This is a genomic window from Shewanella sp. BJSY2023SW007 (assembly GCF_047314525.1).
Taxonomy (GTDB): domain Bacteria; phylum Pseudomonadota; class Gammaproteobacteria; order Enterobacterales; family Shewanellaceae; genus Shewanella; species Shewanella chilikensis.
The window spans coordinates 39851-58704 of sequence record NZ_JBKORL010000092.1 but is presented as its reverse complement, the minus strand read 5'-3'; the positions used below and the strand labels follow the sequence as shown (position 1 = coordinate 58704).

Genomic DNA, 18854 nt, shown 5'->3' with positions numbered 1-18854 from the left:
AGCCTGCTGTCTCAATTATCTCTATGAATCGCTTGAATGGGAGTCGCTTAATCGGGATTTTAAGCAGCGTAAGAGATACCCGGGTCGGACAATAACATAACAGCACTGCGCCCCAGGAGATCGTTGATCATCTGGTCACCCTTATCCCCCAGCTCTATCTGAGCGTTTTCTCTGGCCATAGCTACGGCACGAAACAGAGTGATCTCTGGATTATTGTATCCACAAAGACTAAAGAAAAGCCTCAATACCGCCCTATGCTCTGCTTGTTGCAGCGCCTGCATCCAGGAATGTTCGAGCGCTTCAACACTGGAAAAATCCAGAGCGGCCAGAAACAATCGGCCAATACGCACATCTAATCTTGTTAAAAAATCAATTTTGCGCGGAAAATGATGACTAATTCCCGTGCGGCTAATCCCCGTTGCTTCAGAAAGTGTTGTATAAGACATAGCCTCAAAGCCAATAGTTAAGATCTGTTTGAGAGCTTCGTCCATAATCTGATTGATAGTCAGCTCAGTCTGAGCCTTTGAACGCTTGGCCATTCTTGTTTGCCTCTTATCCCTGTTGTTTTTATTGCAAACGAGCTTATCAAAGGGCTAAAGAGAATACTGCCGAAAAGAGGGAGGTTAACAGTGTTTTTCACTTTTGTTCAGCAAAGGTTCAGCTAAGAAAACTAAAAAAAGAGCTTATTTTTCACATTATTGCAACATGCCTTCTTTAAACAACAAAAAATTGGCGCTTTCGGTTCCTAACAGCTGTTCCAAGGTGGGTTGCAACACTCTACCCAACTGCTCACGACGCCAAAACATATAGCCTGGAAGGGCTTGCCGACGATTTCGAGAAAAAAGATGTTGCAGTAAGCTGGAAAATTCCGCCACTTCGTCCTGAGAATAACTACTGATAACCGGATAAAAATCGAGCACAAATGTTGTAAAATCAGCAAATCCTGCGATTTTCTTTTGATCATATCTTCTTAACACTTGTATCAGGTAAAGGGGGCTCCAGTGTGACAAATTGCCGATATCAGAAATGACGGCCAGGTTGCGACGATGGTATTGTTGCCAAACAAGTTCCAGACTGTTCCATTCTTTAGCACAACGCCAAGCGAGATAAGTATCAGCCAGCCACTCATGGTCCAGTTCAGACAACTCGGCAGGCAGAACATTTCCTTGCAGGCGCTTTACTTCCAAATGCCCCAACTCATGCCAGAGAGTTAATTGCGGCTGATGCTGCAACGGCAGTTCATGATTTTGACCATTCCAGATAGCACTTTGACTTTGAGGGATATATTGCGGTGCCCAGAGAACCATGCCGGCAATTCTGTCATCTTCGACAGGCAGAGACATGGCACCTCTCCTCCCCAAAGCATCGAAGAAAGCTTGTTGAGACAGAGGCAATTGTTGCTTGACCCTATCGGGGAGTTGCTGCAAACACTGAGGTAATTCAGATGGCGGACATATCAAAGCCTGTTTCGGACCCACATCGGTCCAAAACAAGCTTCCCGATAGCAACGCCGCCATCAACATCAGGACTTGGTCATAATATTCTGAATAATGGCAGTGGTGGAGATACCATCTTCGAATCCCAGCACCTTAACACTGCCACCGGCAGCGATCACTTCTTCACCGCCGGCAATCTCTTCTACCCGGTAGTCGCCCCCCTTGACCAGGAGATCCGGCAACAATCTGGCGATCACCCGCTGCGGCGTATCTTCGCTGAAAGGCACCACCCAATCGACAGAAGCCAGCCCCGCCAGTACTGCCATTCGCCGCTCAAGACTATTGACCGGACGTCCTTCACCCTTGAGCCGTTTTACCGAAGCGTCGTCATTAACCGCTACTATCAATCTATCACCCAAGGCCCTGGCTTCTTTAAGGTAACTGACGTGCCCGGCATGGAGTATGTCAAAGCAACCATTGGTCATCACCACCCGCTCACCTCTGAGCTTGGCTTGCTGAATGGCGTACAGCAGTTGATCTTCGCTGACCACCCCAAAGCCCGACTCTCCCTGATGCTGAGCCAGGGCCTCGATGAGTTCAATACGACTGACGGTGGAAGTCCCCAGCTTGCCAACCACCACACCGGCGGCGCTATTGGCAATGGCGCAAGCTTGCGGCAGGTCGCTGCCTGCAGCCAAAGCTGTGGCAAGCGCCGAGATCACTGTATCTCCGGCACCGGTCACATCATAAACTTCCCTGGCCATAGTCGGGATATGCAACTCATCTCCTTCACTGGTGATAAGTGTCATGCCCTTCTCCGAACGAGTCACCAGAATCGCCCCCAGTTGATGCTCACTAATCAAGGCCTGCGCCTTGGCCACCAGATCGGCCTCAGAGCTGACAGTGCCCACTACAGCCTCAAACTCATTCATATTGGGGGTGATCAGGCTGGCTCCGGCATAACGACCGAAATCACTGCCCTTGGGATCCACCAAGACACAGATCCCCTTGGCTCTGGCCTTGGCAATAAAGGCCTGAGGTTGGTCGATGGCCCCTTTAGCGTAGTCAGACAATACCAGTACCTTGCAATCATCCAGCAAGGCCTCGCTCTGCGCCAATAACGCCTGGCTCTGTTCCCGGGCAAAGGTCTCTTCAAAATCCAAGCGGATAAGCTGTTGATTGCAGCTCAGCACTCGCAGCTTAGTGATCGTGGGTTTGTTTTCGACTGTCAGCCACTTGGGTTCCACGCCTAAGGTGCTGATGCCCATATGCAGGGCAGCTGCGGCCTCATCGGCACCGACAATACCGGCCAGTTGCACCGAACCGCCCAGCGCCGCGATATTTAGTGCCACGTTGGCAGCACCGCCGGGCCTATCCTCTATCTGATTGATTCGCACCACAGGTACAGGCGCCTCGGGTGAAATGCGACCGGTTGAGCCACCCCAGTATCGGTCAAGCATTACATCACCAATGACCAGAACCTTGGCTTTTTCAAATGGGGGCAGAGTTACCTTCATAACGAACTTGTCTTCTTCGGGCCAAATAAACCCTAATTGTACCTAATTTTCACAATAAATTGGGTTAGAATATGCGGTAATTTTTCCAGTAAACGGGTTTATCGTTTTGGTAGAGAAAGCGCAATTTTCCACTCACTTGTATCATCCTAAATTCTGGTTGCTGTGGTTTGCTGTCGGCCTGGCCAGGCTGACTCTCCTGCTGCCACTTAAATGGCAAATGAAGCTTGGCAGCACCTTTGGCCTTCTGGCAATGAAGCTGGCCGGAAGCCGGGTCAACACCGCCAGGCGTAACCTTGAGCTGTGTTTTCCACAAATGAGTGAGGCCGAGCGAGAGACGCTGCTAAGACGTAATTTCCAGGAAACAGGCAAGGCGATTTTCGATACCATCAATGCCTGGTGGTGGAACAATGACAAGGTGCAAAAGCACATGCAGATAAAGGGTCAGGAGCATGTAGAGCAGACACTGGCAGCCGGTCAGGGGGTTATTCTGTTTGCGGTTCACTGCTTGCCGCTGGAGATGGGCGCAAGAATATTCGGCCAATTTCAGCCCGGGGTTGGTGTGTACCGCCCCCATAACAACCCTGTAATGGAATACCTGCAGGTAAAGGGCCGTTTGCGTTCAAACAAAGCGCTGGTTCCCAAGCGGGATCTCAGGCAGATGGTGCGTTGCCTGCGTAACCCTGATGTCATCTGGTATACAGCAGATCAGGACTTTGGCCGCTCCAGTGCCGTCTTTATCCCCTTATTCGCCGTTCCCGATGCCGCCACCATTACCGGCGGCACCACCTTGGCCAAACTGGGTAAAGCCAAAGTGCTGCCCTTCTTTGTCGAGCGTAACGCCGACGATACGGGTTACAACATAGAGATACAGGCGCCGCTGGATAACTTCCCCGGCGAAAATGAGGTGGAAGACGCCAAACGCGGTAACGGCATTGTCGAGCAGTTGATCAGCCGTAATCCGGCGCAGTACATGTGGCTGCATCGCAGGTTCAAGACCCGCCCCAATGAGAGCGATCCCTCACTCTATTGAGAAAGTAGCCGTAAAAATGCCGACTCAAGGTCGGCATTTCTTCGTTCTTCGCTTTTTTCAGTCTTCAGAGGGCAATCTCAAACCAACCCGGCTGACTGTCCCTTCCTGCACCTCGGCGACTATCCAGTCCAGCCCTTGCCAGAGGAATTGATCCCCCACCACAGGGTGACTGCCAAGTTGCTGCTGCAGTAAGTCGGCAACCCGCAGCTGCTCATATTCGGGTTCCAGCTGCATGCCGTAAATTGGTGCCATGTCGGCCAGCATCACATCCACAGAAATAAAGAAGTCACCAAAGAAGCGGGGCGCCTCGCGTTTTTCTGGCGCCTCACTGAACAGCTGACTCAGAGGCTCCAAATCGTCCTCTTGCCCCAGCACACAAAGAATATCATCGGCCATCAGCCTGGTACTCCCCGAAGGGTGCAACAGTTCGTTATTGCGAAATACGGCGGCAATCCGGGTTCCCGCCGGCATGGCAAGGCGCCTCAGAGGTTCACCGATACACCATTTGTTTTCACTGAGGCGATAGACAAATATCTCCCATTCACTGGTGGGATAAATTTCCACCCCGGCGCGGGAAATAGGTGCCGGTTTGGGGGGCAACTCCACCTTGGCCAGTTGCGCCGCCTTGGACAAGGTACTGCCCTGCAGCAGCAAGGAAACCATCACCACGAAGAAGGCCAGGTTGAAGTAAAGCTGCGCCTGTGGCAGCCCCGCCATCATGGGAAATACCGCGAGAATAATGGGTACTGCGCCGCGCAGCCCAACCCAGGAGATAAACCATCTGTCTCTATCATGGAAGCTGCGAAACGGTAGCAAACTGAGCCAAACCGCAATCGGCCGCGCCAGAAAGATCATCCCAAAGGCCAGTGCCAAACCCGGTAAGGCGATATCTTTCAGATCCGATGGCGTCAGCAAGAGTCCCAGTACCAGGAACATGCCTATCTGACTGAGCCAAGTCATACCATCGAGCACGTTGAGAATCGAGTGTTTGCCACGGGTCGCCTTATTACCGAGAAACAGTCCCACCAGATAGATAGACAGAATACCACTGCCTCCCAGGGCATTAGAGATGGCGAAGATCATCAGTCCGCCACTTAGCACCAAAATGGAGTAGAGGCCTTCGGGCAATTGATTGCGATTGATAACCTGCCACAGTAGCCAACCGCCGCCGACACCGAGGATCCCGCCAAGGCCAAACTGTTTGATAAAGCTCAGTGCCAGATAGCTGCCCGAGAGTTCATCGCCACTGCTGCCAAGAATGGCAATCAGAGTCACGGTCAAAAACACGGCCATGGGGTCGTTACAGCCAGATTCAATTTCCAGTGTCGAACCGACACGCTCATTCACGTTTTTGCCTTTCAGCAGGCTAAATACCGCCGCAGCATCGGTCGAGCCGACAATAGCCCCCACCAACATGCCCTGAAGTAAGTTGAGATCGAACAGCCAGGCAGCCAACAAACCTGTCAGCGTGGTGGTTAACGCCACCCCAAAAGTGGCCAAGGACAAGGCCGGCCACAATGCCACCCTGAAACTGGCAACCCGGGTACGCATGCCACCATCAAGCAGAATAACCGCCAGCGCCAGGTTACTAACCAAATAAGCAACTGAATAGTCGTTGAATACTATGCCGCCGGGACCATCTTCACCGGCAAAGATACCCACAGCGAGAAATACCACCAAAATAGGAATACCGAGTCGCGACGATACTGGGCTGAGCAGTACGCTGACTGCGACAAGCAAGGCCCCGACAAGGAAAAAGCTGTTGATGATATCTGCGTTCAAATGACCCTCCAGTTGAAAATGCGGGGAAGCTAATAAAAGAGAAACCTGGCTCTAACGAGACTCCGGAAAACACGTGGGTTACAGGCGGGATTATATCATTAATTAGGGTTATTTTTCAGTAGAAACAGTTGACTTATTTTTGCTTTTAGCGAAAAAAACCAGAAAAAGAAGCCAGGTAACCCATTAAAAAATAGAATATTTACCCATAAAACATCAAATGCGCACCCAAAGAAACATAAACTCAAATTAATGAAAAAAAACCTATTTTTTCAATTAACTAAAGAATTTGAAATCCAAGAATTCTCGTCAAGATATCAGTTATAGCTTTCTGGTAAACAGTCAGTGTCACAATGACAACAATTAATGTTAAAAGGACACATTAAACACAATCAAAATGACAGTATCAAAAGCACACAAATAAGTAATACACTGATTAAAAACAAGAATAAAAGTTGGCACGTTAGCTGCTCTATGGAAGGAAACCTATCAAATAGACTTTGTCAGAGGGATGCCAATGAGCAGACAAAAATTCACCCTGATCGCACTGTTACTTGTGTTGGTCGCTTCTTTCACTGTGCTTCTCAGTATCGGCAGTGAAATCTATCGGGAAAAACCACCGATTGCCGATACCTATAGCGACAGCCAGGGCCAAGTGGTTTTCAGCGGCAAGGATATAGAACAAGGGCAGTTGGTTTGGCGCTCCATGGGCGGGCATCAACTTGGCTCCGTCTGGGGCCATGGTGCTTATGTGGCTCCGGATTGGACTGCAGACTGGCTACACCGTGAGGCCGAAGCCTGGCTGGATATTCGCGCCAAGGAGACATACAACAAACCTTTCAATAGCCTGGACAAGAGTACTCAGGCCGCATTGGAGCAAGCTTTAAGGGATGATTTGCGCCATAACACTGTCACTACAGACGAGAGAGGTCACACACGGGTAATGCTTTCCGACACCCGTATCGCCGCCATGGCGCAAGTGAGTCAGCACTATCAATCTTTGTTCGGTGACGATCCCGCGTTGAATGAGCTACGGGAAGCCTATGCGATGAAAACCAATACCATAGGATCTGCCGAGCGCCGTCAACAGCTCAATGCCTTCCTGTTTTGGGGCGCTTGGGCCGCAGTGACCGAACGCCCGGATGCCAATTACACCTACACCAACAATTGGCCCTACGATCCGCAACTGGGTAACACACCGACCTCAGACAATATCGTCTGGTCGATTCTGAGCATAGTGACTCTGCTGGCCGGTATCGGTGCCCTGGTTTGGTATCACGCAGCCGGCAAACATGAAGCCCTGCCGGCTCCCGCCACAAAAGATCCCCTGTTCAGACACAAACCCACACCGTCACAAAAGGCCACAGGTAAATATTTCATTACCGCTATCGGCCTATTTCTGCTGCAGATACTGCTAGGTGGCGTCACGGCGCACTATGCGGTTGAAGGCCAGGAGTTTTACGGTTTTCCCTTGAGTGAGATCCTGCCCTATTCAGTGACCCGCACCTGGCATACTCAACTGGCTGTATTCTGGATAGCGACGGCCTGGCTCGGTACCGGACTCTATATCGCGCCGGCGCTTTCCGGCCACGAGCCCAAATATCAACGCTTCGGTGTCAACCTATTGTGGGTCGCTCTGCTGGTAGTGGTGCTGGGCTCCATGGCCGGTGAATGGCTGGGGGTACAGCAATATTTCTCACTGGACAACAACTTCCTCTTCGGTCACCAGGGATATGAATACATAGATCTCGGCCGGGTGTGGCAACTGCTGCTGTTGGCCGGATTGATGATCTGGCTGGCGCTGGTGAGCCGCGCCATGTTGCCCGCCCTGAAACAGGAGTCTGAGCTAAAACCTGTGCTCTGGGTGCTCTATGCCTCCTGTGTTGCCATCGGCCTCTTCTATGGTGCCGGGCTGTTTATGGGCAAGCACACTAACCTTGCCATCGCCGAATACTGGCGTTGGTGGGTAGTACATCTGTGGGTTGAAGGCTTCTTTGAAACCTTTGCTACCTCGGTTATCGCCCTGATGTTTGTGCGTCTTGGCCTGATCCGTGCCCGCAGTGCCAATAGTGCGGTACTCTTCTCTACCCTGATCTTCCTGACCGGGGGCCTGATAGGCACACTGCATCACCTCTATTTCACCGGCACACCCACTTCGGTCATCGCCTGGGGCGCTATCTTCTCGGCGCTGGAAGTGGTGCCTCTGGCCCTTATCGGTTTTGAAGCGGTAGAAAGCTATCGCCTGCGCCGGGCCGCTCCCTGGATGCAACGCTATCACTGGGCCATCATGTTCTTTGTTGCCACCGCTTTCTGGAATCTGGTGGGCGCCGGTGTACTGGGCTTCCTGATCAATCCACCGATTGCCCTCTATTACATTCAAGGGCTGAATACCACGGCCACCCACGCCCACGGCGCCTTTATGGGAGTCTACGGCATGCTGGGGATAGGCCTGATGTTGTTCTGCCTGTCGGGACTTGCCGGTAAACTGCGCTGGGAAGACAAGTGGCTCAAGGGGGCATTCTGGAGCCTGAATCTGGGGCTGGCCGCCATGTTGTTCCTGTCATTGCTGCCGGTGGGCATAGTGCAGTTCTTCGCCGTGCTGGATCATGGCTACTGGTTTGCCCGCTCGGCAGAGGTGATCCACAGCCCGCTGGTAGAACGCCTGGTATGGATGCGGATGTTTGGTGACATCATCTTCTCCGTCGGCGGTTTATTGCTGGGCGCCTTCCTCTTGGGATTGTTGCGACAGGCGGTCAAGGCCAAACGCTTGGCCATTGCTACCAGTCACTAGCCACTCGCACTGAAAAATAATGTCAAAATGACATTCCGCTGTCCCTGGGGTAGACTCACCCCAGGGATTCTATTCAGGTCAGCTTATGCCACTCAGCCATTCCGATCTTACCCGTATCGCGCTGGATATCACCTCAGGTTTGCCAAACAGCGACAGATTCAGTCGCCTGCTGGCGACAGTACGGGACAATCTCCATTGTGATGCCGCCGCTCTGCTGCGATTTCAGGGCAATCGCTTTATCCCACTGGCAATCGACGGCCTCAGGGCCGATGTACTCGGTCGCAGCTTCAACATCACAGAGCACCCGAGACTGGAGGCCATCGCCCGCGCCGGCGATCTGGTGCGCTTTCCGGCAGACAGCCAATTGCCGGATCCCTACGATGGCCTGATAGCCGCCCACACAGATAAGCTCAAGGTGCATGCCTGTATCGGCCTGCCGCTGCTGGACAAGGAACAGCTGATAGGCGCCTTGACCATAGATGGTCTGGACCCTTGCCAGTTCGACGATTTCAGCGATGAAGAGTTGCGAAGCCTGAGCGCCATCGCCGCCGCCTCCCTCGGCAATGCCCTGCTGCTGGATAAGTTGGAAAGCCTGTCGCTACAGAGCCAGAGTCAACCATTGCCGGAAACCGGCCACAGTGAACTTCTGGGGGAAAGCCCGCTGATGTTGGCGCTGAAGCGGGAAATTGCCGTGGTCGCTCCCAGCGACCTGAACGTGTTGATCCTCGGTGAAACCGGCACGGGTAAGGAGCTGGTTGCCAAGGCAGTACACGCCGCCTCGCCCAGAGGCAACAAGGCTCTGGTGTACCTCAACTGCGCCGCCCTGCCCGAGTCGGTCGCCGAGAGTGAACTCTTCGGTCATGTCAAAGGCGCCTTTACCGGCGCCATCAGCAATCGCGCCGGTAAGTTTGAATTGGCCGACAAGGGGACTTTGTTTCTCGACGAGATAGGCGAGCTCAGCCTGCCGCTGCAGGCCAAGTTACTCAGGGTGCTGCAATACGGCGATCTGCAACGGGTTGGCGAAGACAGAAGCCTGACAGTGGATGTGCGGGTTATCGCCGCCACCAATAAGGATCTCAAAACCGAGGTGGTTGAAGGCCGCTTTCGCGCCGATCTCTACCACAGGCTGAGTGTTTTCCCGCTACTTGTACCGCCACTGAGAGAAAGGGGTCGCGACATACTGCTGCTTGCCGGGCATTTTCTTGAACGTTGCCGCAGCAAGCTGGGGCTGGAGCGCCTGAGTCTGTCCGCCGAATCGGAAGCCTGGCTGCTGGCCAACGACTGGCCTGGCAACGTCAGGGAACTGGAACACCTGTTGCACCGCGCCAGCGTGTTGGCGCGCGCCGCCAGTGACCATAACCAATGCCAGTTGCAACTGGGTGAGTTGCAGTCAAAGACCCCCTCTCCAAGTGCGCTGTCGCGCCAGCTGGACACAACAGCGCCTGCAGAAGCCATCACACTCAAGCAAGCCACAGAGGAGTTCCAAAGACAGCTGCTGCGCAGTGTGCTGGAGCGGCATCAATACAACTGGGCCGCCAGTGCCCGCGAGTTGGGCGTCGACCCTGGCAACCTGCATCGACTGGCAAAACGCCTACAACTGAAATAGTTTTTTTGCCGCAATCTGTTGAAATCTGCGCCGGAAAAGGTAAGGATGCCTGCTCGACTCTGATGCCTGAAACCAGGGCGACTGACAGCGTTTAATGAAGAAAAATATCCTATGACAAGAATTCCCCGCCTCGCCCTGTTACTGGGCCTGTTGCTTCCCGCCTGCCTGTCGCAGGCCGTTGAATATCCTCTGCCGCCCGAAGGCAGCAGTATCGTCGGTGACAACCAGTATTATGTGGTGCCAGATGACAAGCGCACACTGGAGAGTGTTGCCGACGAATATCAACTGGGACTAACCAACATGACCGAGGCCAACCCAGGGGTCGACCCTTTTCTTCCCAAGCCACGCAGCACATTACTGATCCCTCACAAGCTGATCCTGCCGGATGCCCCTCGTAAAGGGATAGTGATCAACGTGGCCGAAATGCGCCTCTACTACTATCCCAAAGACAGCAATACGGTACAGGTCTTACCCATAGGCATAGGTCAGATAGGCCGGGATACCCCGGAAAACTGGGTGACCAAGGTTTATCGCAAACGTGCCAACCCCACCTGGACCCCAACGGCCAGGATCCGCAAGGAATATGCCGCCAACGGTATCACCCTGCCCAAGGTATGGCCTGCAGGCCCGGATAACCCCATGGGCTTATATGCACTTTATATCGGTAACCTGTATGCCATTCACGGCACCAATGCCAGCTTCGGTATCGGCCTGCGTGTCAGCCAAGGTTGTGTCCGCCTGCGCAATCAGGATATCGAACATTTGTTCAATACTGTGCCCAACGGCACCCGGGTACAGTTTGTCAATCAGCCGATAAAGGCCAGCCTGGAGCCGGATGGAGGTCGCTATCTGGAAGTGCATCAGCCGCTGTCGCGCACCGAGGCCGAGTTTGAATCCACCGCACCTGTGGTATTGAAGATGACCCCGGCCATCAGCCGCTTTATCGCCCATGCCGACACCGACTCCACCGTGCTCAAACGCCTGTTGGATGACAGAAGCGGTATCCCTACCCGCCTCAACCCCTGAAAGCCTTTCAAAAGCAAGACCCCAGCTTAGGCTGGGGTCTTGCTTTTGAGCGGTATCGCTTTTGGCTGTTACCCCTTGATGGGAGCCAACTGCTGCTGCACAAAGGCGTGCATCACGGCGCTGTTGGCCAGAATTCGCTGATCCAGATTCTGGGTTGCCGGCGTTTCACTGCAAACACCCACCTTGGCACCGGTGCGAACCAGCCAGGCCTCGAACGAAGTATCAAAGTGGTTGAAGATGACCCCGTCTTGCACCGGACAGCCATCGATATCGCCATCGGCGGCAATATCAAAGAAACGCCCCAGAGTATCACGCAGCTGCAAACTGAACTGGCCGGGTGATTGTCTGGGCTCAAAAGAATAGATATAGGTGTGCTGCTGCAACACATCTTCATGACAGGTCAATATGCCTTCGCGGCTGGCGCCCTGCAGCAGTTGGCCATATTCCAGCAGCAGCTTGCCTTCAACCGAAGGTGAACTGGCTTCGCCCTCTTTGGGCTGTAAAAACCCCCGGTTGGGGTTTTCACCGAACTTATTGAATCTGTGCCCCTTGGCAAAGCCAGTGGGGTTGACCAAAGGCAACAAGCTTAGATTAATTCGCTCGAAAATATCCTGTTGCAGTTCACTGAGGAAATGCAGCATACCCCAAGGGCCGGCAGCCTCTTCACCGTGGAATCCGGCACTGATCAACACAGAAGGCAGCTCCGCCGTCGCTGAGGGCGACTGATACAGCTCCAGTGGATAATCACCTATTTCGCCCAGCTTCTTGCGACCCAGCTGCAGACGGTCAACTTCCTGTTGCAGTTGGGCATAGAAATGTTCGATATCCGTACTGTCGCAGGCAAAAATGTCTGAATGCCATTGAAAAGATGCGAAGGGGGAACGGCTCATAGTGCTTTTATGACTCAGATGAATGAAGGGCAAAGCTATAATATCAGCTTTATATAAAAACAAAATCCATCTGAGCCAATAGCGCTCAAAAGCCCTGGACTCAATCGTCGCGGGTCAGGACTTCCAGCAGTTCAATTTCAAATTCAAGATCCGAATTCGGCTTGATCAGCGCCCCAACCTGGCGTTCACCATAAGCCAGATGTGCCGGAACCTTGAGTCGGCGTTTGCCACCGACCTTCATTCCCATCAAGCCCAGATCCCAGCCCTTGATCACCCGCCCTGTGCCAATGACACACTGAAAGGGACGCCCCTTATCCCAGGAAGAATCAAATTGAGTACCGTCACTCAACCAACCTCGGTAGTGAGCCGTGATAAGCGCTCCTTTCACCGCGGCTTTGCCCTGACCTTCCTCAATATCTATGATTGCCAATTCTGCCGTCATGGCTTGTTCCTCAACCTATGGCTCAAAAGGCGCATCTTATCCGTAAAAGGAACTGAACACTATTCCATGAATAGATGAAGCGGCATGGCAGGCACTTTTCCTTCAGGCTCAAGCCCTTGCTATACTGGCCGCCCGCGGCACTTATGGCACTTAAATAACAGTCACAGGATGAGACGTCCAGAATGAAGCACACAATTTCCCCCTCTGAACGCTATGCCCAAGGCCCTTGGCAGCAAGACCCCGCCCAGTTGCCTGCGCTGGCAGCGCTTGATAAGCGTTTTCAGGCGCTCGGTCAGGGAAACAAAGTCCCCGGGCTCTACCTGTGGGGGGATGTCGGCCGCGGCAAGACCATGTTGATGGATCTCTTTTTCAATGCCGTCGAGGGGCAACCCAAGCTCAGACTGCATTTTCATCACTTTATGGCCAGGGTTCACAGAGATCTGAACCGCATCAGCGGCACCCGTGAGCCTTTGGATCAGATTGCCGCCACACTGGCCAAAGAATGCCGCCTGTTATGCTTCGATGAGTTTTTCGTCTCGGATATCGGCGATGCCATTATTCTCGGACGTTTACTCGAAGGCCTGTTTAACCGTGGCGTTATGCTGGTCAGCACTTCCAATACGCCAATCGAGCGCCTCTATGAAAACGGCCTGCAGCGAGAGCGCTTTTTACCGACTATCGACTTGTTGCAACAGAAGATGGAATCGCTGCACCTCAATGGCGAGCGGGACCATCGCCTCACCAAAGGCGCGCCCCATGCCCAGGCGGCACTTCCCCTGCTGCAGCTTGGCAATGAACCTGACTTCAGCCAGTGGTTTTCAAAAAACGCCTCGGGCCCAGGGCAACTCAGCATCATGGGCAGACCGCTTTTTTTCCAAGCCATGGAAGCCACACAATCCCTGGCCTGGTTTCGCTTCGATCAGCTCTGCGAAGGGCCGAGATCCACTCTGGATTATATGGAGCTGGCCGAAACACTGGATACTCTGCTGCTGAGCCATGTGCCCAGGCTTGGCGGTGAGCGCCGCGGCTGGATCCGCGCCCGCGGCACCGAAGATGCTGCCGAAGCCGTCAGCACAGGCGATAGAAAACTCAGTTATGCGCCAGAGGATGATGCCGCCCGGCGCTTTATCGCCCTGATAGATGAGTTTTATGACAGGGGTAAACAACTGGTGCTACATGCCCAAGTACCACTGGAGCAGCTTTATCAGGGCGGCGCCCTCAGCTTCGAGTTTCGCCGCACCTACAGCCGCTTAAGCGAAATGTTGCAGCGAACTCCCGGCAAGCCAAGGGCAGGTTATTGAAAGTCGAATAAAGATGGCATCAACCTCTTGTATCCGAGCCTGCCCATCAGCCATAAATAACTCTTACCCCAAAATAAGCTCATAGATGTTGCTGACCCGTTCGGCCTGCTCCGCCACTTTTTCCTGTGCCACCAGCCCAGGCAAACCGGCCAGAGTCAACCTGTGGTTTTCATCCCTCAGCATGCAATAGGCCTGGGTCAGATGCTGCGCCGACATCAAGGGCAGCAGCTCAAGCTCGGCCAACACCTCAAAAATCCGCACATTATCAGACCAGATACACAACTCGGGGTGCTTATGGGCATGGGCCAGCACCAGATACTGAGCGATAAACTCAATATCGGCGATACCGCCAACGCTTTGTTTAAGATCGAACATTCCCTGTGGCGCTTTGAGCAGATGGTCGCGCATCTTAAGGCGCATCTCGCGCACTTCGCTGGCCAGTTTTTTCCTGTCTCTTGCTTGGCTCAGCACACTGTCACGCACCGCCTGAAATTCCTGCGCCAGGGCGTTATCACCGAAGACAAAGCGGGCACGAACCAAAGCCTGATGTTCCCAGGTCCAGGCCTCCTGCTGCTGATATTCACCGAAACGACCAATTTCACTGACCAAGAGCCCGGAGGCGCCCGATGGTCGCAGGCGCATGTCTACCTCGTAAAGCTCGCCCGACATGGTGCGGGTGGAAAACAGGTGTAATATCCGCTGCGCCAGTTTGAGATAGAAGTGCCCTACATCCAACGGCTTGTCACCGTCAGTCGAGCCACCCTTGGCATTGTGCAGAAACACCAGGTCGAGATCCGAGCCGTAGCCCAGCTCAATGCCCCCCAGCTTGCCATAGCCGACGACGGCAAAACCTATCTCGCCGTCAGCCAGGCCAGGCGGCACGCCGTGGCGCTCTGTCATTTGCTGCCAGGCCTGTTGCACCACTTGCTCTATGATGGCCTCGGCAAGAAAAGTCAGGTGATCGCTGACCTGCATGATAGGTAAGACCCCGGTGACATCCGCGGCGGCAATTTTCAACTGTTGCGACAGTTTAAACTGCCTAAGCGCCTCCATCTGCTGCTCCATATCCTCTTCCGGAACCCGCAGCAGGTATTGGCGCAGTTCACTGCCGTAGTCATCCAGAGAGGTGGTGTCATAAAGCTGCGCCGGATCGATCAGTTCATCCAGCAACATGGGGAATTTCGCCAACTGCTGGGCAATCCAGGGACTGGCACAACACAGGCTCACCAATTGTTGGCGGGCGCCAGGGTTTTCACACAGAAGTTCAAGATAAGTGGTACGGGTCAGGATCTGCTCCAGTACGCCGGTTACCGGCTTGAATGCCTTGCCGGGATTGGGCTGCAGCGTCAGCTCCTCAAGCATTTTCGGCATCAGCTTATCCAGGGTATCCCGCCCTCTCGGGCCTATGGCCCGGCGTGATACCGTCTCGCGCCAATGAGCCAGACTGCTCCAGAGTTCATTGTCTTCTATGCCTCGCTCGGCCAGCAGCGATTGTATGTCTTCCTCGCTGTCACAGACCCAGAGCTGGCAGGCCCAGCTATCGCTTTGCTCCTCATTATCTTCATCACCGCCGACAGTATCGCGAAAATGGCGATGAATCTTGAACATCGCAGCCTCAATCTCACTGCGCAGCTCAGCTTCATTGGCCATCTCCAACGCAAAACAGAGACGATGCCAATCCAGGCCGTTATCCGGCAGGGTCTGGGTCTGTTTATCCCCTATGGCCTGCAACAGGTTTTCTACCCGGCGCAGCAGCAGATAACTCTGCTTGAGTTCATCTACCGCCAGGTACTCAAGTTGTCCCAAACTAAAGAGGGTATCTATGGCATCGAACAGGCTTTGACTGCGCAGCGCCGGCTCCCGGCCGCCGCGGATAAGCTGAAAACTCTGCACCACGAACTCCACTTCGCGGATACCGCCGGCACCGAGTTTGATGTTGTCCTTGAGCTGGCGCCGCCGCACTTCCTGGGCAATCAGGCGCTTCATCCGCCTTAAGGAATCTATGGCGGAAAAGTCGATATAACGCCGGTAAACAAAGGGGCGTAGCAGGTCGTGAAGTTCGTCAGAGTATTGAGTCCAGGGACCAAGCGCGCGGGCTTTGACCATGGCGTAACGCTCCCAGTCACGCCCCTGCTCCTGATAATAATCCTCAAGGGCGCTGTAGCTGACCACCAACGGGCCACTCTCGCCATAGGGACGCAAACGCATGTCGACCCGGAACACGAAACCATCGACTGTGACTTGCCCCAGCAGATTGACCAGGCGTTGCCCCATGCGGATAAAGAACTGCTGGTTATCCAGGCTGCGCCGACCGCCCTGGGTCTCACCGTGTTCCGGGAAGGTAAAGATCAAATCGATATCCGAGGAGAAGTTCAGCTCGCGACCGCCCAGCTTGCCCATCCCCAGGATCATCAAAGGTTGTGGCTTGCCGTCGCAGTCACAGGGGGTTCCCAGACTCTGGCACATTTCGCGATAGAGCCAGTCTCTGGCGCCAATTATAAGTGCCTCTGCCAATACAGAGAGATCAAGCAGTGACTCCTGCAGCGGGCTATAACCCATGAAGTCGCGCCAGGCGAGACGTACCATTTGCCGGTTGCGATAGTTTCGCAGCACTGATTTGGCGGTTTCTTCCTGGGTGACAGGGTCGAGCAGGGATTGGATTTCGTCGGCAAAGTCTTGTCTATCCAGGCGAGTGAGCTGGCCGCTAAAGAAGGGGGCAATCCATTCTGGGTGGCGGCACAGCTGAGTGGCAACATAATCACTCAGGCCCATAACCCGCTGCACCTCCTGCTGCTCGATGAGGCTGAGCTCAGTGACCACCTCAGGCCAGCGCTCCACCAGCAGATGCCAATGCTTACCGGCCTGCCGGCACAGCAACTCGGAAAACGGCTTTTGACTGTCACACCCCAATTCCATAGTTATCCCTGTTCGATTGTATTGAAGACTATTTAGACATATTATGTCATTTTGCTGCACGTATCTCTGCTCGACATGGGGGTTACCAAGTCGATGCCTGTGATTCTGACTTCACCCCAATTCTTGTGGGTGATACTCTGTGCACAGATTACACCAACTTGCACTGACGGCCTACGGGACCAGAGGTTTTAGCACCGTTTGCCAGTCTCAAGTGCTTATCATAATGGAGAAAACATGGCAGGAATGCTGATCCGTATTCTCAGTCTGCTGATGCTGTTATCACTGACAGCCTGCGGTGACGATAGACCAGAGCAGATTGCCCAGTTGCAACAGCTGAATGACCAACGTCTGGAAAAACTCGGCCAGATGCTGGACAAAGACCAGCTGCGCAATGGCATCTTACTCAAACAGTATGGTCAAATTCTGGCGCAGCAGCGGCCGGAATTACAACCGCTGGTGGAGCAACTGACACTGGATGCCACCAGTAAAGGACCACTGTACAAGTCACTGGAAAGCAGGGTGAAAGACGCCAAGGTGGCGAGCAACTTTGTTAATCTTGACCAACAGTTGGAAGAGGAAAACAACCTCTATCAAGCGCTGGACTCAAGCCTGTTCAACGACATGCTGTCAGATCCCGTCAATGTGATTGCCGATATGTCAGAGGGCAAACTCGCCAGGGTCAACGCCATCAGCCGCGAGGCTTCAACCCTGGCCAATGACTCGGAAGACTTTGGTGCCGGCAGCCAGTTGGTGGGTAACCCCGCCTATGGCCAGTGGCAAACCGATTCCAACGGCATGTCCTTTTGGGCCTGGTATGGCATGTACTCCATGTTTTCCAACCTGTTCCACAGGCCGGTTTATTATGACAACTGGTCCAGAGGCAGGGATTACAGCTACTACAATGATGTGGGCCGCTATCGCTATACCTCCCCCAAGCAGGCCAAGGCCCAAACTCAGGTCTATGAGCGCACCAAAAAACGTTTCGACTCTCAAGGCAAACGCTTTGACAGCCCTTATGCCAAGTCCCGCTCCGGCTCCAGCGCCCTCTCTCGTCAGAGCAGCGCGGCACCCAAGCCATCCAGCAGTGGGCAATCGGCCAGCAAGTTTCGCTCAAACTACTCTAAAGACAGCAGTTTCCGTAATTCTGGCAGTCGCACCAGCCGTGGTGTCAGCCGGGGCAAATAACTCAGCCAGGATCACAACTTAAGGAATGAACATGACTCTATTTCAGGAATTCGGCATCACTCAGGAACTGGCCGTCATACTCGCCATCGACCTTTCTATCGCCGTGGTACTGCTCACTCTGACCCGCTACCTGCAGGGCTGGAGTATTCGGGTAAACAGCAGTGAAGAGCTGGCGGTCAGAGACAACTTCGCCTTCGGCATCAGCACCGCCGGCGCTGTGGCGGCACTGGGTATAGTGCTGACAGGCGCCATTACCGGCGCCGCCGCTCACAGTTATCTGCAGGAAGCCATTGGCATGAGCGCCTACGGCCTGTTTGGTCTAGTGCTAATCAAACTGGGGCGCTTTTTGCACGATAAAATCGCCTTGAATAATATCGACAAGAACGCCCTGGTACTCAAAGGCAATGTGTCGGTTGCGATAGTCGATGCCTCGGCCGCTATCGCCACTGCGATTATTATCCGCGCCGTGCTGCTATGGGCCGAAGATCTGACCCTGGATACCTTTATTGCCATCCTCAGCGCCTTCGCTATTTCTCAATTGATGCTGGTGTTGCTGACCCGCCTCAGAGAGAATCGCTACGCCGCCCGCAATCAGGACAGCTCAATGCAGCAGGCGCTGGCGCAGGGAAATACCGCCCTGGCGATACGTCATGCCGGGGCGATGATAGCCATGGCGCTGAGCTTCAATGCCGCCAGTCACTTTATCGTCTTCAGCCCTGAAGCCTATGTCACCAACGCCCTTGGCTGGCTGGTGTTCTCCTTCATTATGTTGGTGGTACTGAGCCTGTTGCTGCCCTTGGTCAAACTCCTGGTGCTGGCAAAAATTGACCTCGCCGATGAGGTGGAGAAGCAGCACAACATAGGCTTGGCCGCAGTTGAAATGGCGATCAGCATAGCGGTTGCGCTGATCCTCACCGCTTTGATGGCCTGATCCC

14 protein-coding genes are annotated in these 18854 nt (G+C 53.8%); 7 read left to right on the top strand and 7 right to left on the bottom strand.

Translation table 11 applies throughout. The features are described 5' to 3' along the window. Positions 1–59: 59 nt before the first annotated feature. From ACMHXE_RS16065 to hldE, 3 genes are all read right to left on the bottom strand, one after another. A complete protein-coding gene (locus tag ACMHXE_RS16065; protein WP_101052629.1) occupies positions 60–539 on the bottom strand; it encodes a TetR family transcriptional regulator in 480 nt (159 codons plus the stop codon). Between the two features lie 156 nt (positions 540–695). After that, positions 696–1343, bottom strand: coding sequence for a hypothetical protein (locus ACMHXE_RS16060; protein ID WP_226563771.1), 648 nt, complete (start codon positions 1341–1343; stop codon positions 696–698). Positions 1344–1522: 179 nt separating this feature from the next. Further along, a complete protein-coding gene (gene hldE / locus ACMHXE_RS16055; protein ID WP_101052633.1) occupies positions 1523–2953 on the bottom strand; it encodes a bifunctional D-glycero-beta-D-manno-heptose-7-phosphate kinase/D-glycero-beta-D-manno-heptose 1-phosphate adenylyltransferase HldE in 1431 nt (476 codons plus the stop codon). Between the two features lie 106 nt (positions 2954–3059). Between hldE and lpxL the strand changes: the two genes are divergently transcribed. Continuing rightward, complete coding sequence (gene lpxL, locus ACMHXE_RS16050; protein ID WP_101052635.1) at positions 3060–3983, top strand: LpxL/LpxP family Kdo(2)-lipid IV(A) lauroyl/palmitoleoyl acyltransferase; 924 nt, start codon at positions 3060–3062, stop codon at positions 3981–3983. Between the two features lie 57 nt (positions 3984–4040). Here lpxL and ACMHXE_RS16045 read toward each other — a convergent pair whose 3' ends face one another. After that, positions 4041–5765 (bottom strand): potassium/proton antiporter, encoded by a 1725-nt coding sequence (locus ACMHXE_RS16045; RefSeq protein WP_101052637.1) that lies wholly within the window; start codon positions 5763–5765, stop codon positions 4041–4043. Between the two features lie 514 nt (positions 5766–6279). Here ACMHXE_RS16045 and ACMHXE_RS16040 point away from each other — a divergent pair. The 3 genes from ACMHXE_RS16040 (at position 6280) to ACMHXE_RS16030 (ending at position 11185) form a co-directional block, all read left to right on the top strand. Further along, the gene (locus ACMHXE_RS16040; RefSeq protein WP_101052639.1) at positions 6280–8553 is read left to right on the top strand and encodes a nitric-oxide reductase large subunit; all 2274 of its coding nucleotides are present in this window, start codon (positions 6280–6282) and stop codon (positions 8551–8553) included. 85 nt (positions 8554–8638) lie between these two features. Then, positions 8639–10159, top strand: a complete 1521-nt coding sequence (gene norR, locus ACMHXE_RS16035; protein WP_101052642.1) for a nitric oxide reductase transcriptional regulator NorR — start codon at positions 8639–8641, stop codon at positions 10157–10159. Between the two features lie 111 nt (positions 10160–10270). Continuing rightward, positions 10271–11185 carry a L,D-transpeptidase family protein gene (locus ACMHXE_RS16030; protein ID WP_025890079.1) on the top strand — a complete coding sequence of 305 codons (915 nt, stop codon included), beginning with the start codon at positions 10271–10273 and terminating at the stop codon, positions 11183–11185. A 68-nt stretch (positions 11186–11253) separates the two neighbouring features. On the opposite strand, the gene ACMHXE_RS16025 is transcribed toward ACMHXE_RS16030, so the two are convergent. Together ACMHXE_RS16025 and ACMHXE_RS16020 are read right to left on the bottom strand one after the other, a co-directional pair. Further along, positions 11254–12075 (bottom strand): M14 family metallocarboxypeptidase, encoded by an 822-nt coding sequence (locus ACMHXE_RS16025; RefSeq protein WP_025890080.1) that lies wholly within the window; start codon positions 12073–12075, stop codon positions 11254–11256. 100 nt (positions 12076–12175) lie between these two features. Next, the gene (locus tag ACMHXE_RS16020; RefSeq protein ID WP_025890081.1) at positions 12176–12517 is read right to left on the bottom strand and encodes an FKBP-type peptidyl-prolyl cis-trans isomerase; all 342 of its coding nucleotides are present in this window, start codon (positions 12515–12517) and stop codon (positions 12176–12178) included. 182 nt (positions 12518–12699) lie between these two features. On the opposite strand from ACMHXE_RS16020, the gene zapE reads away from it, so the two are divergent. Beyond that, the gene (zapE, locus tag ACMHXE_RS16015) at positions 12700–13818 is read left to right on the top strand and encodes a cell division protein ZapE (protein WP_071237745.1); all 1119 of its coding nucleotides are present in this window, start codon (positions 12700–12702) and stop codon (positions 13816–13818) included. A gap of 63 nt (positions 13819–13881) precedes the next feature. Here zapE and glnE read toward each other — a convergent pair whose 3' ends face one another. Continuing rightward, complete coding sequence (gene glnE / locus ACMHXE_RS16010) at positions 13882–16734, bottom strand: bifunctional [glutamate--ammonia ligase]-adenylyl-L-tyrosine phosphorylase/[glutamate--ammonia-ligase] adenylyltransferase (RefSeq protein ID WP_101052644.1); 2853 nt, start codon at positions 16732–16734, stop codon at positions 13882–13884. 234 nt (positions 16735–16968) lie between these two features. On the opposite strand from glnE, the gene ACMHXE_RS16005 reads away from it, so the two are divergent. Together ACMHXE_RS16005 and ACMHXE_RS16000 are read left to right on the top strand one after the other, a co-directional pair. Beyond that, positions 16969–17919 carry a hypothetical protein gene (locus ACMHXE_RS16005; protein WP_101052646.1) on the top strand — a complete coding sequence of 317 codons (951 nt, stop codon included), beginning with the start codon at positions 16969–16971 and terminating at the stop codon, positions 17917–17919. 31 nt (positions 17920–17950) lie between these two features. After that, entirely contained in the window at positions 17951–18850 is a 900-nt protein-coding gene (locus tag ACMHXE_RS16000) for a DUF350 domain-containing protein (RefSeq protein ID WP_101052649.1), read from the top strand. Positions 18851–18854: the final 4 nt, after the last annotated feature.

Coding starts and splice junctions, on each gene's coding strand:
- ACMHXE_RS16065 (WP_101052629.1), bottom strand. CDS start 539: ATGGCCAAGCGTTCAAAGGCTCAGACTGAGCTGACTATCAATCAGATT.
- ACMHXE_RS16060 (WP_226563771.1), bottom strand. CDS start 1,343: ATGTCTCTGCCTGTCGAAGATGACAGAATTGCCGGCATGGTTCTCTGG.
- hldE (WP_101052633.1), bottom strand. CDS start 2,953: ATGAAGGTAACTCTGCCCCCATTTGAAAAAGCCAAGGTTCTGGTCATT.
- ACMHXE_RS16040 (WP_101052639.1), top strand. CDS start 6,280: ATGAGCAGACAAAAATTCACCCTGATCGCACTGTTACTTGTGTTGGTC.
- norR (WP_101052642.1), top strand. CDS start 8,639: ATGCCACTCAGCCATTCCGATCTTACCCGTATCGCGCTGGATATCACC.
- ACMHXE_RS16030 (WP_025890079.1), top strand. CDS start 10,271: ATGACAAGAATTCCCCGCCTCGCCCTGTTACTGGGCCTGTTGCTTCCC.
- ACMHXE_RS16025 (WP_025890080.1), bottom strand. CDS start 12,075: ATGAGCCGTTCCCCCTTCGCATCTTTTCAATGGCATTCAGACATTTTT.
- ACMHXE_RS16020 (WP_025890081.1), bottom strand. CDS start 12,517: ATGACGGCAGAATTGGCAATCATAGATATTGAGGAAGGTCAGGGCAAA.
- zapE (WP_071237745.1), top strand. CDS start 12,700: ATGAAGCACACAATTTCCCCCTCTGAACGCTATGCCCAAGGCCCTTGG.
- glnE (WP_101052644.1), bottom strand. CDS start 16,734: ATGGAATTGGGGTGTGACAGTCAAAAGCCGTTTTCCGAGTTGCTGTGC.
- ACMHXE_RS16005 (WP_101052646.1), top strand. CDS start 16,969: ATGGCAGGAATGCTGATCCGTATTCTCAGTCTGCTGATGCTGTTATCA.
- ACMHXE_RS16000 (WP_101052649.1), top strand. CDS start 17,951: ATGACTCTATTTCAGGAATTCGGCATCACTCAGGAACTGGCCGTCATA.